Below are 15,826 nucleotides of genomic sequence, written 5' to 3' on the forward strand. Positions count from 1 at the left end.
GGGGGAGGACCTGAGGGTGGCCCGTCGTACGAGAAAGCGGGGCCGGCTCTTCACGCTCGGCCTCATGGTGGGCCTCGCCGGCCTGCTGTCCGCCACGGCCTACGTGGACGCGCCGGAGTCGGCGCCGGCGACCGCGCCGGTCGCCGCGCTGGAGGAGAGCCCGGTCCGGGACACCGAGGCCGAGGCGCTGCTGGCGGCCAAGGCGCTCAACCAGCCGGTCGAGGTGCTCGCCGAGCGCAGCGAGTACCGCGACGTGTTCGCCCAGCCCGACGGCACCCTGATCGCCAACGAGCACAACCAGGCGGTCCGGGTGCTCCAGAACGACGCCTGGGTGCCGGCCGACGCGACGCTCGTCGCCCAGCCGGACGGGACGTACGCGCCCACTGCCGCGCTGCTCAACATGCGGCTGTCCCCCGGCGGCACCACGCCGCTGATGGTCGCCGAGCGCGACTCGCGCGTCATGACGCTCACCTGGCCGAACCCGCTGCCGACGCCCACCGTCAACGGGGACCAGCTCGTCTACCCCGAGGTTTTCCAGGACGTCGACCTGGTCGCGTTCGTGACCGTCGAGGGCTTCTCGCACGTCCTGGTGCTCAAGACCCCCGAGGCGGCGAACCTGCCGGAGCTGCAGAACCTGCGGCTCGGCGTCACCGGTGAGGGGCTCACCATCCAGGAGACGGAGGACGGCGGCATCGTCGCCCTCGACCCGGCCACCGGCAACCCGGTGATGGAGGCCGACGCGCCGACCATGTGGGACAGCGGCAGCCAGGAGGGCGGCGCGGTCGCCACCAGCGGCCTGCGCTCGTCCGCCATGACGGAGACGGAGGCCACCGGCACCGAGGACCCGAACGAGGCGTCCGCCCGGGGCCCGGGTGAGACCTCTCAGGTCGCCCAGGTGGGGCTCTCCTACTCCCAGGGCACGTTGAGCCTCACCCCGGACGCCGCCATGCTCGCCGACCCCGACACCACCTACCCGGTGTACGTGGACCCGGTGTGGCAGGGCAGCACCAACAGCGCCTGGGCGATGGTGGACAGCGGTTACCCGTCCGAGGAGTACTGGAAGTTCGACGGCAAGCGGCACGAGCGCATCGGCCGCTGCCCGAGCTCCTGCAACAACTCGCTGGTAAAGCGTCTCTTCTACCGGCTCTCCACCCCGTACGCGGGCAAGACGATCCTGGAGGCCAAGTTCCGGGTGACGTTGCAGCACGTGTACAACTCCACCGCGCGGGCGGCGGCGCTCTACCTCATGCCGGGGCCGATCGCCACCACCACGAACTGGAGCAACCAGCCCGGCGGGTCGAGCTGGTCGACCGCGACGCACCTGGACACGAACTCTCCGACCAGCGTGCAGTCGACCTGCACCTCCACCAACCAGAACACCGAGTGGGACGCGAAGGTGGCCGTGCAGACGGCCGTGGCGAAGGGGTGGAGCAACGTCACCCTCGGCCTGAAGTCGGTCAACGAGAGCGACTCGACCCACACCAAGCGGTTCTGCGACAACGCGGTGCTCTCGGTCCGCTACAACCGGGCGCCGGTGATCCCCAACCAGTCCGAGCTGACCATGTCGCCCGGTGGTCCCTGCGTGTACGGCACGAACGTGCCCTACACCTCCGAGGTGCCGCGACTCGACGCGATCCTGCGCGACCCGGACCACTCGTCGTCGCACACCGAGCAGGTGCAGGCCGAGTTCCGGGTGACCTACACGCCGGTGGGCAGCTCGACCCCCACGGTCCTGCTGAGCAAGACGGCGTTCAAGGCCAGCGGATCGAAGTTCAGCTACTACGTGCCCAAGACCATTCCGCAGAACGTCACGGTGTCCTGGGACGTGCGTGGTGGCGACGGGGTGAGCTGGGGACCCTGGAGTTCCGACGGGACGCGCAACGTCTGCCAGTTCATCTTCGACGCGACCAGCCCGACCGCGCCGGACGTCGACTCGGCCCAGTACCTGCCGGGCGACGCCGCCGACACCACGTCGGACTGCAAGGACGACGACGAGTGGCGGGGTTCGATCGGCGTCGTCGGCAGCTTCACCTTCGACTCGTCGGCGACCGACGTCGTCGAATACCAGTACAACTTCGACGGCGGGACCTACATCTCGGTGAAGCCGGCCACCGCCGGTGGTCCGGTCACGATCAACTGGACGCCGGACAAGGAAGGCCCCCGCCAGATCTTCGTCAAGGCCGTGGACGCGGCAAAGCGGGCCAGCTCTCCCGCCACCTGCGTCTTCCGGGTCGGCAAGCGGCCGCCGGTCGCGCAGTGGCCGATGGCGGACGCGGCGGGGTCTCCTCGGGCGGACAACACCCGTGGCCCGAACGACGCCACGGTCGGCAGCGGGGTCAGCTTCGCCTCGACCAACAACTTCGGCCAGTGGGACCGCGCCGCGATCTTCGACGGCACGTCCAACGCCTACATGGTCACGGACACGTCGGTGCTGGCGGACACCTCGCAGAGCTTCGCCATCACCGGCTGGTTCCGGGTGGACGACGTCAACCGCCGGCAGGTGGCGGTGAGCCAGGACGGCACCGGTGAGCCCGGCTTCAGCCTCGGCGTCGACCAGGGGCTCTGGTTCTTCCGGATGCCGACGAACGACGTGATCAACCTCGGCGAGTGGAAGGTGACGTCGGCCGGGGTGACCACCGAGTGGACCTTCGTCACGGCGATCTTCGACGGCCCGAACAAGAAGATCTCCCTCCAGGTCGGCAACAACCCGGTCGCCGAGAGGGAGCGGCGTTCGCTGACCCGGGCCCGTGGTCCCCTCCAGCTCGGCCGCCACACCTACAAGGGCGGCGGGTACTCGGACTTCTGGAAGGGCGGCATGGCGGACGTCTCCGTGTTCGACCGGCCGATCGTGACCGAGGACTCGACCGGGCTGCAGAAGCAGCTGCTGAACCGCAAGGCGTACTGGCAGCTCAACACGCAGACCGCGGGCCAGAGTCCGGAGGTGGGCAACGGCTCACCGATGGTGCTCAGCCAGCCGAGTCTGCTGTTCCCGACGCCGACCCCGCTCCATCGGATGGTCGGGACGGGCCACCTCCGACTGGCGGGCGTTCCCGAACACTACGCCCAGTCGACAAGCGCTCTGGTCGACCCGACGGGCAGCTTCACCATCACGGCCCGGGTGAGGCTCACCAGCAGTTCCGTCAACCACGCCATGACCGCCTTCTCGATCAAGGGACCGAACAACAGCGCCGTCATCGTCCGGGCCAACAGTCAGGGCAAGTGGGAGCTGGCCGCGACCACGGACGACACGGCGGGCGCGGTCTTCCAGAAGAAGGAGACGGAGCGGGCCCCACGCCCGGTGGGCGCCGGTGACCACCTCGCCCTGGTCTACGACGGCTACACCCGCCAGCTCACCCTCTGGGTCGAGGGCGAGTCGACGGAGCTGGAACCCCTCACCGTGCCGTTCAAGCCCACCTCGATGTCGAGCATCCAGCTCGGCCGGGCCTTCCTGGGCGCGACGGCGGGTGAGCACCTGTCCGGAAACATCGACGAGGTTCGCGTCTATGACGGTGTCGCGGACAAGGTGAAGATCGACAAGCTCCGTCTGATCGGCGAGGCTCCGACCATCTGACAGCACAGGCGTCGGGGTCGTCCTCCCGGGACGACCCCGACGCCTCCTGCTCTCGGCATCTATCGATGCAACTCTCTTTTTCCAATCGACCCCTGGGGAGGGTGGATGTTCTCCCGACTCCTGGTCGCGTCCGGCGCTGTGCAGCGCCGGGTGGTGCGACCGGTGTCCTGGGCGATGGCCGGTGTGATGAGCATGAGTCTCATCCAGGTGGCCACCGCCCCCGCCTCGGCCGCGGCGGAACGTAAACGCCCAACGGCCACCGACACGGGCAAGACCGTGCCCAACCGTGCCCCGCTCGGTGTGAAGCCGCGCAAGGGCAACCCGGCGGCGGACGCCGCCACGACCACTCCCGCCAAGGTCACCTGGCCGGCGGCGGGCGCCACCGAGATCACCGTGCCCGCCGCTCCGGTCATCGCGCCGACGCCGGCAGGGGCACGTGACGCGGGCAAGGCCGCCAAGGCCACCACCGGACCCGCGGCGACCGCGAAGGCCGGCGGTCTCGCGGTGTCGGTCGCGGCCGTGGCCGCTCCCGCGGCGAAGGTCGACGCCAAAGCGGTGGCACCGTCCATTACACCGTCGACCGCGCCGGGCAAGATCCGCGTCGAGGTGCTCGACCGCAAGGCGACCGAGCGGGCGAAGGTCGACGGCCCGCTGGTGCGAGTGCAGCGCACCGACGGCCAGCAGGGCGCCGGTGACATCAAGCTCGGCGTCAGCTACGACGGGCTGGCCGGGGCGTACGGCGGTGACTTCGGCTCCCGGTTGACGCTGGTGAAGCTGCCGGAGTGCGCGCTGACCACGCCGGAGAAGGCGGCCTGCGCCGCCCAGCCGGTGCCGACCGTCAACGACAACACCACGCGCACCCTGTCGGCGACGGTGAGCGCGGCGGCAGCCGGCACCACCTTCGCGATGGCCGCTACCGAGTCCTCCTCCCAGGGCGACTACGGCGCGACCAAGCTGGCGCCGTCGTCGAAGTGGTCGGTGGCCCCGTCCACCGGTGGCTTCTCCTGGAGCTACCCGATGCGCACGCCGCCGGTCCCGGGTGGCGGAGCCCCGGGCATCACCCTGGCCTACTCGTCGCAGTCGGTCGACGGCCGTACCGCGGCGACCAACAACCAGGGCTCCTGGGTCGGTGAGGGCTTCAACTACGAGCCCGGCCACATCGAGCGCCGCTACAAGAGCTGCTCGGACGACGGCCACGACCAGTACGTCGACCAGTGCTGGGCGTACGACAACGCCACGATCCTGCTCAACGGCAAGTCCACCGAGCTGGTGAAGAGCGGCAGCACCTGGAAGTTCGCCACCGACGACGGCTCCAAGGTGCAGCGGTTCACCGGTGCGGTCAACGGTGACAACGACGGTGAGTACTGGGTCGTCACCACCACCGATGGCACCGAGTACTACTTCGGCAAGAACCGGCTCGACGGCTGGGTCAGCGGCAAGGAGGAGACCAACTCCGTCTGGACCGTCCCGGTCTTCGGCGACGACGCGAACGAGCCATGCAACAAGGCCACCTTCCTCGAGTCGCACTGCAACCAGGCGTGGCGGTGGAGCCTCGACTACGTCAAGGACCGCTACGGCAACGTCAGCTCGTACTTCTACACCCGGGAGACGAACCACTACGCCCGGGCCAAGAACACCGACGTCAACGGGGTGCCCTACCACCGGGGCGGTCACCTCAAGCGGATCGACTACGGGCAGCGGCACAACGCCGTCTACACCACCAACGCGCCGGCGCGGGTGCGCTTCGACGTCAAGGAGCGGTGCCTGCCGTCCGGCACCATCGACTGCGACCCGGCGGACCTGAACGCCACCACCGCGCCGTACTGGCCGGACGTGCCGTTCGACCGCAACTGCAACGCGAACGTCAAGTGCAAGCTCGACCAGATCAGCCCGACGTTCTGGACCCGGGCCCGGCTGACCGGCGTCACCACCGAGATCCGCGAGGGCGCCGGTTGGACCCCGGTCGACAACTGGAAGCTGGACCACCTGCTCACCGACAACGGTGACGGCTCCCGCACCCTCTGGCTCCACAAGATCACCCACACCGGCATGTACGGCTCGGCCGCCGACATCGCCATGCCGTCCGTGGAGCTGGGCGGTCTCCAGCTGCCGAACCGGGTGGACCGGGACAACGACAACATCGGTCCGCTGGTCCGGTTCCGCCTCGCGACCGTGTGGACCGACACCGGCGGGCAGATCGACGTCAACTACGCCAGCCCGGACTGCACGGCCACAACCCTGCCCACCGAGGGCAACAGCACCAAGCGCTGCTACCCGGTGAAGTGGAACCCGCTGGGCACCGGCGACCCGATCACGGACTGGTTCTTCAAGTACGTGGTCGCGGCGGTGATCGAGACCGACCGGACCGGCGGCGCGCCGGACATGGTCACCAAGTACGACTACCTCGACGGCGCCGCCTGGCGGAAGGCCGACCCGGACGGGATCGGCGACCCGAAGGACCTCACCTGGAGCGAGTGGCGCGGCTACGGCAAGGTCGTGGTCACCGTCGGCAACGGCCAGGTGCAGACCACCAAGACCGAGTACCGCTACCTGCGCGGTATGCACGGCGACAAGATCCCGAGCAGCACGGACACCCGGGACGTCCGGGTGACCGACTCGGCGGGCGTCGAGCACATCGACTACGACCAGTTCTCCGGGCACCAGTTGGAGAGCACGGTCTACAACGGCTCGGCCGTGGTCAGCCGCAACATCGCCACCCCCTGGCGGCACAACACCGCCACCGAGTCGCACACCTGGGGTGACAAGAAGGCCTGGTTCACCAACACCTCGACCACCCGCAGCTTCGTCGCGCTGGCGGCGGGCGGCTTCCGGGAGACCAAGAACGTCTCCAGCTTCGAGACGACCTTCGGCCGGGTCACCCAGACTGAGAACCTCGGCGACGTCAACGTCACCGGCGACGAGGCGTGCAACCGCACCACCTACGCCGACAACCCCACCGCCCACCTCTACAGCCTGGTGGCGCGGACCGAGTCGGTGTCGGTGGCGTGTTCCGTCACGCCGGACCGCAAGACCCAGGTCATCTCCGACACCCGGACGCTCTACGACGGCAAGGCCTTCGGGGTTGCACCGACGCTCGGCAACCCGACGAAGTCGGAGCGGCTGAAGAGCCACGACGGCACCACGGCCACCTACATCACGGCCTCGTCGGGCACCTTCGACTCGTACGGCCGGCCGCTGACCGCGACCGACGCGATGGGCAAGACCACCACCACCGCGTACACCGAGACGAACGGCCTCACCACCAAGGTGGTCGAGACCAACCCGCTCGACCACGTCACCACCACCGAGTACGCCCCGGCCTGGGGCAGCCCGGTCAAGCAGACCGACCCGAACAACCTGGTCAGCCAGTTGGAGTACGACCCGCTGGGCCGGCTGACCAAGGTCTGGATGCCGGACCGTACCGGCGCCGCCGGGCTCGACCCGAACATCAAGTACACCTACCTGATCCGCACGGACAAGCCGGTCGCGGTCAAGACCGAGAAACGGCAGACGGACGGCAGCTACAGCGTCGAGTACAAGCTGCACGACGGCCTGCTGCGCCCGCGCCAGGTGCAGACCGAGGGGCCGAACGGCACCCGCATGGTCGCCGACACCATGTACACCCCGACCGGCAAGCTCGATCGGACGTACGCGACGTACAACGCCGCGGGCGCGCCGGCCGACACCATCTTCCCCGCCACGATCGGCGAGGTGGAGGGCCAGACGTTCTACGTCTACGACGGCGCCGACCGGGTCACCGCGGAGATCACCTCCGTCGCGGGCAACGAGAAGTGGCGGACCACCACCACGTATGGCGGTGACCGAATCTCGGTCGACCCGCCGGAGGGTGGCACGCCCACCACCAAGGTCACCAACGCCATCGGACAGACCACCCAGTTGTTGCAGTACAAGGGCACCGGTCCGTCGGGCGCGTTCGACAAGACGGAGTACACCTACACCCCGTCCGGTCAGCTCGCCACGGTGAAGGACCCGGCGGGCAACGTCTGGAGGCACGAGTACGACCAACTCGGCCGGCAGGTCAAGTCGATCGACCCGGATGCGGGGACGACCGTTACGACCTATGACAATTTGAACCGGGTCACCAGCACGACCAATGGCGCCGGCCAAATGATCAGTACCACCTACGACGCGATCGGTCGGACGACCGCCACCTACAAGGGCACGGCCGAGTCGGGTGTACTTCTCAGCAGTTGGACCTACGACCTGGAGATGCTGGGCAAACTTTCATCGGCGAGCCGATGGGTCGAGGGGGCGGAGTATGCCACCTACTACACCGCCTTCGATGAGTTCTATCGACCGCACGCCACCTACTATCAAGTTCCGGAGCACGCGGGCGCTGAGCTAGCTAGCCTTTATACCTTCTCCACTGAGTACAACAGTGATGGCACTGTGGCCTCCGTCGGCATGTCCGAGGGTGGTGGCATGCCCTTCGAGGCGATCGCCTACACCTACGACGGGCTGGAGCGCCTCACCGCCACCAACGGTGACGCCCCCTACCTGACGGATGTCGACTACTCGACCACGGGTGAGGTCATTCAGACCGAGGCGGCGTTGGGCGCCAACAAGGTCTGGTCCACCTACCAGTACGAGCAGGGCACGAAGCGGCTGTCCAAGCTGCGGCTGGACCGCAGCGGCGCGCCGGTGATCGACCTCGACGCCAACTACACGTACGACCCGTCCGGCAACATCCTGCGGATCTCCAACACGCCGTCGGGCACTCGGGACGTGCAGTGCTTCACCTACGACTACCTGCGCCGGATGGAGCGGGCTTGGACGTCGGCGAGCACGGCGACCGACCCGTGCGTCGGCGGCCCGTCGGTGACGGGTGTCGGCGGGGTGGCCCCGTACCACCACGCCTACACGTTCGACGTGACCGGCAACCGCAAGACGGAGACGCAGTACGGCACCGACGGCAGCACGCTGATCAACCGGTCGTACACGTACCCGACGGCGGGCACGGCGCAGCCGCACACGCTGCGCCAGATGACCGAGACCACCCCGCAGGGCGACCGTCTCTACTCCTACGAGTACGACGCAGCCGGCAACACCAAGCGGCGGACCAAGGTCGGCGAGGACCAGACCCTGGTCTGGGACGCCGAAGGCAACCTCGAGTCGGTCACCGACGCCACCGGCAAGAAGACCAGCTTCCTATATGACGTCGACGGTTCGCGGATGCTCCGGAAGGAGCCGAACAGCACGACGCTCTACCTGCCGGGCATGGAGATCCGGCTCAACCACACCACCCGGGCCACCGACGCCACCCGCTACTACTCGCTGCCGGGTGGCGGCACGATCGTCCGCAAGCTCAATGGCCTGTTCTACGTCGCCTCCGACCATCACGGCACTGGCCAGGCGACGGTCGACGAGACGGGTGCCATCACGCACCGGCGGACCACCCCGTTCGGCGAAAACCGGGGCAACCCGCTTGCGCCGGGGCAGTGGCCGACAGAGAAGGGCTTCGTCAACGGCAACGTGGACTCAACCACGGGGCTGGTGAACATCGGTGCTCGCGAATACGACATCGTCACCGGTCGGTTCATCTCGGTCGACCCCATCATTGACAACGGCGACCCGCAGCAGATGAACGGGTACGCGTACGCCAACAACAACCCGATCTCGTTCTCCGACCCCGATGGCCTCAAGGCGTGCTCCGATGACGCCTGCGGTCCCGGTGCGGACTACGAGGACATGTACGGCAACTACCACAACGTCAAGGGGCACAACGACGGGTGTGGTGGCTGCTCCGGGGCGTACGACCCAGATGAACCGACGATCAACGTCCATAACAACCCTCGCGCCACGGCGGCCGACAAGGCCCGTGCCGCTGCTGCGGCTGCTGAAAGAGAGCGGCAGGCACGTATCGCTCGGGCCAAGCAGCGGATTCTTGACTCGGCCAAGGCACTGGCAAAGATCCTGATGGATGAGTTGGGTATCACTGATGCCCTGAACTGCTTCACGCAGGGCGATATGGGTGGATGCCTCGCCACGGCTGGAAACATCGCGGGAGCGATGCTCGGTGGTGTTCTGGGCAAACTTGCTGTGCGGTACGGAGCGCCTTGGAAGTGGAAGAAACTTGCCAACCTGACCAGCCGGGTAAAGGGACTTCTAGGCGACCTCGTTGGCGGAGTCAAGGACTTCTTCAATGCCTGCAGAAAGCACAGCTTCGCCCCGGGAACGCTGGTTCTCTTGGCCGATGGATCAACGCGGCGGATCGAAGAAGTCAAGCCGGGCGATCAGGTTCTGGCCACGGACCCCGAGACAGGGAGGTCTGAGGCGCGGCCAGTTGTCGCCACGCATATCAACCTGGACATCGACCTGGCCGACGTTACTGTCTCCGTAGTTGGTGTAGACGACCAGGTAATCAAAACGACGCAGAATCACCCCTTCTGGAGCCAGGACCGGTTGGCGTGGTTGGGGGCCGCCGAACTTCAGATCGGCGAGAGTCTCCTGACGTCGAGTGGGGTATCTGCAACCGTAGTGGAAGTCGTATCGCACCACGGTCAGAGAGTGATGCATGACCTGACGGTCGACACCATCCACTCTTATCACGTGCTTGCTGGCCCGACTCCTGTCCTTGTTCACAACTGCGAGGTCGCGGTCGACACCAACGTTGTCTCGGCCGCGTTGGGCGAAGGCAAGGAAGCCGCAGTGGATGCCGCTCTGGGAGGGCGTAACCCGGTTCTTTCGCCTACTGCCCGTGGCGAACTCCTAGAGAAGCACTCGGCCGAGGCCGTTGATGGGTGGCTGTCGGCACGTGGCGGAAGGATGGGGCCTCCCGCGACAGAAGGTGGGGTGAAGGCCATCCAGGGTAGCCTCAGGGCTATGTGGAAGGGGAAGTCCTTCAGGCCCGTCATGAAGGACAGTGATGCTGCGGTGCTTGACTCGGCGAGGCAGGAAGGCCTGCCCTTGATGACAAATGACCAACAGTTTGCAAGAAATGCCAGGCGGTTGGGTCATGCCATCGAAGGATTCTGACACGACGGTAATTGCTGGCCCTCTGGCGTGCTGGAAGGATCGACCTTATGGGTAGGGGCGATTTCTTGAGCGATGACGAGTTGGCGGATATTGAGGAGTTGAGTGCAGCAGCCACTCCGGGTCCTTGGTTTGTGAGGAATCTAGACGACGACTCGGCAATGGGGTTGCTGGCGATCAGCACTGTCCCTGATTCCGGCCAAGGTGAAAGGTGGCCAGGGTTCGACCATCGGGAGATTGTTGCCGCTACCCTCGTCCAGCATCCTCGCTACGTCGATGTGGCTGATGGCCGTTGGGATGAGAACGCCGCCTTTATCGCCATGGCGAGGGAGGCGGTGCCCAGAATGGCCGCAGAACTCCGGCGTCTCCGTGCGTTGGTGGAGGAGCGGGGCAGGGGCGATGCGTCCTAGGTGGAGTGCCTCTGCCTGAGGCGGACGTCGCCGAGGGATGGCCAGTAGCTCAATAGCGGTGCGGGCTCCGTCTAGTTGACGGAGCCCGCACTGCGTATGCAGGGGCGCAAACTGAACGACTATTCCTGGATTGGGAACTTACTCGGCAGGGGCTGTCACGCCCGCGAGCAGGCGACCCCGTTGAGCGAGAAGCTGGTCGGCGACGAGTACGCCCCGCTCAGCGTCCCCTGGTACCCGAAGTTCGCGGTACCACCCGGTGCGATCGACCCGTTGAAGCTCACGTTTCGCGCGCTCACCGCGGACCCGCTCTGCGTCACGGTCGCGTTCCACGCGTTGGTGACCTGCTGCCCGGTCGGCAGGTTGTAGGTCAGGTTCCAGCCGTTGATGGTGCTGGAGCCCCGGTTGGTGATCGTCACGTCGGCGGTGAAGCCGTTGTTCCAGACGCTCGCCGGCGTGTACTTCACCGTGCAGGCGGCGTTCGACGGCGGGGGCGACGACGGCGGCGGGGTGGTCGGCGGCGTCGTGGTGGGCGGGGGAGTGGAGCCGCCGCCGTTGACGTTGGCGGAGAAGGACGTCACGCCGAGGCCGGCGCCGCCCTGCCACGGCTCGAAGCCGGCCTGGATGCTGGTGAGGTACCAGCTGTTGGTGATCGCGCCCCGGTTGCGGGTGTCGTTGATGAACGCGAGCAGGTTGAGGTTCGCGCTGCTGATCGCCGACGGCGCCAGGTACGAGATGACGTTGTTGGAGCCGTTGCTGCCGCGCCAGACCTCCCAGCTGCGGCCGTCGATGGTGGCGGTGCCGACCGGCGAGCCGATGGGCTGGATCGGGCCCTGGCGGTTGAGCCAGATCATGATCTCCATCTGGTTCACCCCGTCCCGCTTGGGCGTCGGGTCGAGCCAGATGTCGTACGAGGCGTTGTAGGTGGCTCCGCTGACGTACTTGTAGGTGATGCTGCTGGTGGCGCTGCTGATCTGGCTGACCTGGATCGGCAGGTTCGTGCCGGGGGAGCAGTTGGTGTAGTGGCAGCCGGCGAAGACCGACGGGTACGACACCGGCGCGCCGTTCGTGGGCGAGGAGCCCTGCTGGGTGGTGATCTCGAAGCCGGTGCTGGTGACGTTGATGCACTGCTGGGCGGTGGTGCCCCAGCGGTTGTTCTGCACCACGTACCGGTTCTGGATCGTGGTGGAGCCGTACTGCTCGCAGATCTGGGTGTCGGCGGAGGCGTTGCCGCCGAGGGCGACGGCGACGATCGACCCGGCGGCCAGTAGGCCGGCCGCGGCGATGGCCCGGAGTGAACGTTTCATGATGCTCCTTGGACTACGGCGCGGGGGCGCCGAGTGGGACGGGGGACACGGGCGGGAGCGCTCCCAGGTTCAGTCGACACATTTACATGCCTGCAACGGCATTGCAACCGAACCGGTTAAGTGAATTCACGTGGTCGCGCAGCGCAGTGGTCGTGGAACTTCCATGCGTCGCCGTGCGAGAGGCCGTCGGGTCGGCTGATGTCGCAGGTCAGCCTGGGGGGCGAGGTGGCTGCCGGCCCGAATGAGGGTGGCTCGGTCGGGCGGGGACGTGAATGAGATACGCGAATGGCGTCATCACTCCGAGGGGCGTGCCCGCCAGGGCCGATCAGATCTACCGTGCGTCGATCGCGGGGAGTAGTGTCTTGCCTTCAACGCGTGCCGATCCCCTCCGGAGGCGTACACCACCATGGGTGGCAGCTCCCCCCTGCGCATCCTCGTCGTCGGCGCGGGCATCGCCGGGCTCGCCGTGGCTCGGGCACTACGCCTGGCGGGCTTCCGGCCGGACGTCACCGAGAAGCTCCCGCCGAACGAGCAGGTCGACGGAGGCCTCTTCCTCCCCGGCAACGCGGCGCGGGCGCTGCGCCGCCTCGACCTGGACGACCCGGTCCGGCCGTACGGGCAGGTGATCCACCGGCAGCGCTTCCTCGACGCGGCGGGCGATCTGCTCTGTGAGGTTGATCTCGACGCGCTCTGGGCCGGAGTGGGCGACTGCCGGGCGCTGCCCCGCCGTGACCTCTACCAGGTGCTGCTCAGCGGTGCGGGTGGCGCGGTCCGGCACGGCGCCGAGATCAGCGCCGTGGAGTTGCTGCCCGGCGGCGTCGGGGTCACCTTCACCGACGGCACCGGCGGCGAGTACGACCTGGTCATCGGTGCCGACGGACCCCGATCGGCGGTGCGCAGCCTGGCCGCGCTCGGCGGCCCGCCCCGCCCGGCGGGTCAGGTGGTCTACCGCACCGTGGTCCGGGACGGGCCGGAAATCACCGACTGGACCGCCCTGCTGGGCCAGCGTGCCGGCTTCCTCGTGGTGCCGATCGGCGCGGGACGGCTCTACTGCTACGCCGACGAGGCCGGCACGGTCGCGCCGCCCGACCCGTCGGCCCGGCTGCGGGAACTCTTCGGCTCCTACGGCGGCCCGGTGCCGGCGGTGCTGGAGGCGATCGGCGACGACGTGCAGGTGGGGCTCACCGACGAGGTGGAGCTGGGGCGCTGGCACCGCGGCCGGGTGCTGCTGGTCGGCGACGCCGCCCACGCCACCGCCCCGACCTTGAGTCAGGGTGCCGCGATGGCGCTGGAGGACGCGGTGGTGCTCGCCGAGTCGCTGCAGGCCGCCGGCACGGTCGAGGCGGCGCTGGTGGCGTACGAGAGCCGCCGTCGTCCGCGTACCCGATGGGTGCGGGACCGGACCCGGGACCGCAACCGGACCCGGGACGTCCCGCCGGCGCTGCGCGACCCGCTGCTGCGCGGGCGTGGCGACCGCATCTTCCGGGAGCACTACCGGCTGCTGGTCGGCCCGCTCTGATCCCGTGACGGGTCGCCCGCGTCGACCCGGCCCGATCGCGGGACAGACCCCCCGCCCAGCCTGCCGCACCACCCCGAGCGGCGTTGCCACCTGCCGGGGACTATCCTCCTTGCGGATGACGGCTCGCAGATACCAGCGCGTGCCGAGCGGGACAACCGAGAACCGGAGGCCATTCGTGACCACCGTCGCACCCAAGCCGGTCGTGACCCGGCCATGGCCGGTCCGAGAGCCGGTCAAGGGGTCGGCCATCGCGCGGCTGCTGCGCACCACGGACGCGAAGCAGATCGGGATCATGTACATGGTCACCGCGTTCGTGTTCTTCATGATCGGTGGCCTGATGGCCCTGATCATGCGAGCCGAGCTGGCGCGGCCGGGCCTGCAGTTCCTGTCGCCCGAGCAGTACAACCAGCTGTTCACCATGCACGGCACGATCATGCTGCTGTTCTTCGCGACGCCGATCGTGTTCGCCTTCGCGAACTACGTCGTGCCGCTGCAGATCGGCGCGCCGGACGTCTCCTTCCCCCGGCTCAACGCCTTCGCCTACTGGCTGTACCTCTTCGGTGGCACCATGGCGACGGCCGGCTTCATCAGCCCGGGTGGCGCCGCCGACTTCGGCTGGACCGCCTACACCCCGCTGAGCACGGTCGAGCACTCGCCGGGCGTCGGGGCGAACATGTGGGTGGTCGGCCTGGCCATCTCCGGTCTGGGCACCATCCTCGGCGCGGTCAACCTGATCACCACGATCCTGACCCTGCGCGCCCCCGGCATGACCATGTTCCGGATGCCGATCTTCACCTGGAACATGCTGGTCACCAGCCTGCTGGCGATCCTGATCTTCCCGCTGCTGGCCGCCGCCCTGTTCGCGCTCGCCGCGGACCGGCTGCTCGGCGCCCACGTGTACGACCCGGCGACCGGCGGGCCGATGCTCTGGCAGCACCTGTTCTGGTTCTTCGGGCACCCCGAGGTCTACATCATCGCGCTGCCGTTCTTCGGCATCATCACCGAGATCATCCCGGTCTTCTCGCGGAAGCCGATCTTCGGTTACAAGGGCCTGGTCGCCGCGACCATCGCCATCGCCGCCCTGTCGATGAGCGTGTGGGCGCACCACATGTTCTCCACCGGCCAGGTGCTGCTGCCGTTCTTCAGCTTCCTGAGCTACCTGATCGCCGTGCCGACCGGTATGAAGTTCTTCAACTGGATCGGCACGATGTGGCGGGGCCAGATCACCTTCGAGACGCCGATGCTCTTCGCCGTCGGCTTCCTGGTGACCTTCCTCTTCGGTGGCCTCACCGGTGTGCTGCTCGCCAGCCCGCCGATCGACTTCCACCTGCACGACTCGTACTTCGTGGTGGCGCACTTCCACTACGTGCTCTTCGGCACCATCGTGTTCGCCGTCTTCGGCGGCATCTACTTCTGGTTCCCGAAGATGTTCGGCCGGATGCTCGACGAGCGGCTGGGCAAGATCCACTTCTGGCTGACGATGATCGGCTTCCACACCACGTTCCTCGTCCAGCACTGGCTGGGCAACGAGGGCATGCCGCGTCGGTACGCCGACTACCTGCCCAGCGACGGCTTCACCACGCTGAACATGATCTCCACGATCGGCGCGTTCATCACCGGTATCTCGACCCTGCCGTTCATCTGGAACTGCTGGAAGTCGTACAAGACCGGGCCGGTCGTCGAGGTCGACGACCCGTGGGGCCACGGCAACTCGCTGGAGTGGGCGACCACCTCCCCGCCGCCCCTGCGCAACTTCGACCGGATGCCGCGGATCCGCTCCGAGCGGCCGGCCTTCGACCACAAGTTCCCGGAGCTGGCCGCCGGCCAGACCCTGGCCGGGCCGCCGGAGGGTGGTGCCAAGCCGCTCACCTCCGAGTCCGACGGTGGCGCCAGCTACCAGGAGGACACCGCCAGCGACCTCGACCGGCGCTGACGCTCCGCACGACACCGCCACGGGCGCCGCACCCCACACCAGGGGTACGGCGCCCGTCGCCGTTTCTCCGGCGCCCGTGGCGCCCTCGGCATCGAG

6 protein-coding genes are annotated in these 15,826 nt (G+C 67.9%); 5 read left to right on the forward strand and 1 reads right to left on the reverse strand.

Going from position 1 to position 15,826, the window contains the following annotated elements; all coding sequences use genetic code 11:
* Nucleotides 1–64 precede the first annotated feature (64 nt).
* The 3 genes from GA0070614_RS21735 (at nucleotide 65) to GA0070614_RS30635 (ending at nucleotide 10,974) form a co-directional block, all read left to right on the forward strand.
* Nucleotides 65–3,571, forward strand: coding sequence for a LamG-like jellyroll fold domain-containing protein (locus tag GA0070614_RS21735; protein WP_088977693.1), 3,507 nt, complete (start codon nucleotides 65–67; stop codon nucleotides 3,569–3,571).
* A gap of 105 nt (nucleotides 3,572–3,676) precedes the next feature.
* Entirely contained in the window at nucleotides 3,677–10,567 is a 6,891-nt protein-coding gene (locus tag GA0070614_RS21740; RefSeq protein ID WP_088977694.1) for a polymorphic toxin-type HINT domain-containing protein, read from the forward strand.
* 65 nt (nucleotides 10,568–10,632) lie between these two features.
* Nucleotides 10,633–10,974: a hypothetical protein gene (locus GA0070614_RS30635; RefSeq protein ID WP_197701345.1), complete on the forward strand. Its 342-nt coding sequence runs from the start codon at nucleotides 10,633–10,635 to the stop codon at nucleotides 10,972–10,974.
* Nucleotides 10,975–11,129: 155 nt separating this feature from the next.
* Here GA0070614_RS30635 and GA0070614_RS21750 read toward each other — a convergent pair whose 3' ends face one another.
* On the reverse strand, nucleotides 11,130–12,278 hold the full coding sequence (locus GA0070614_RS21750; RefSeq protein ID WP_088977696.1) for a GH12 family glycosyl hydrolase domain-containing protein: 1,149 nt from the start codon (nucleotides 12,276–12,278) through the stop codon (nucleotides 11,130–11,132).
* A gap of 406 nt (nucleotides 12,279–12,684) precedes the next feature.
* Here GA0070614_RS21750 and GA0070614_RS21755 point away from each other — a divergent pair, with 406 nt between their 5' ends.
* Together GA0070614_RS21755 and ctaD are read left to right on the forward strand one after the other, a co-directional pair.
* Nucleotides 12,685–13,797: an FAD-dependent monooxygenase gene (locus GA0070614_RS21755; RefSeq protein WP_088977697.1), complete on the forward strand. Its 1,113-nt coding sequence runs from the start codon at nucleotides 12,685–12,687 to the stop codon at nucleotides 13,795–13,797.
* Nucleotides 13,798–13,972: 175 nt separating this feature from the next.
* The gene (gene ctaD / locus GA0070614_RS21760; RefSeq protein WP_088977698.1) at nucleotides 13,973–15,730 is read left to right on the forward strand and encodes an aa3-type cytochrome oxidase subunit I; all 1,758 of its coding nucleotides are present in this window, start codon (nucleotides 13,973–13,975) and stop codon (nucleotides 15,728–15,730) included.
* Nucleotides 15,731–15,826 lie beyond the last annotated feature (96 nt).

Source organism: Micromonospora coxensis, assembly GCF_900090295.1.
Classification (GTDB): domain Bacteria; phylum Actinomycetota; class Actinomycetes; order Mycobacteriales; family Micromonosporaceae; genus Micromonospora; species Micromonospora coxensis.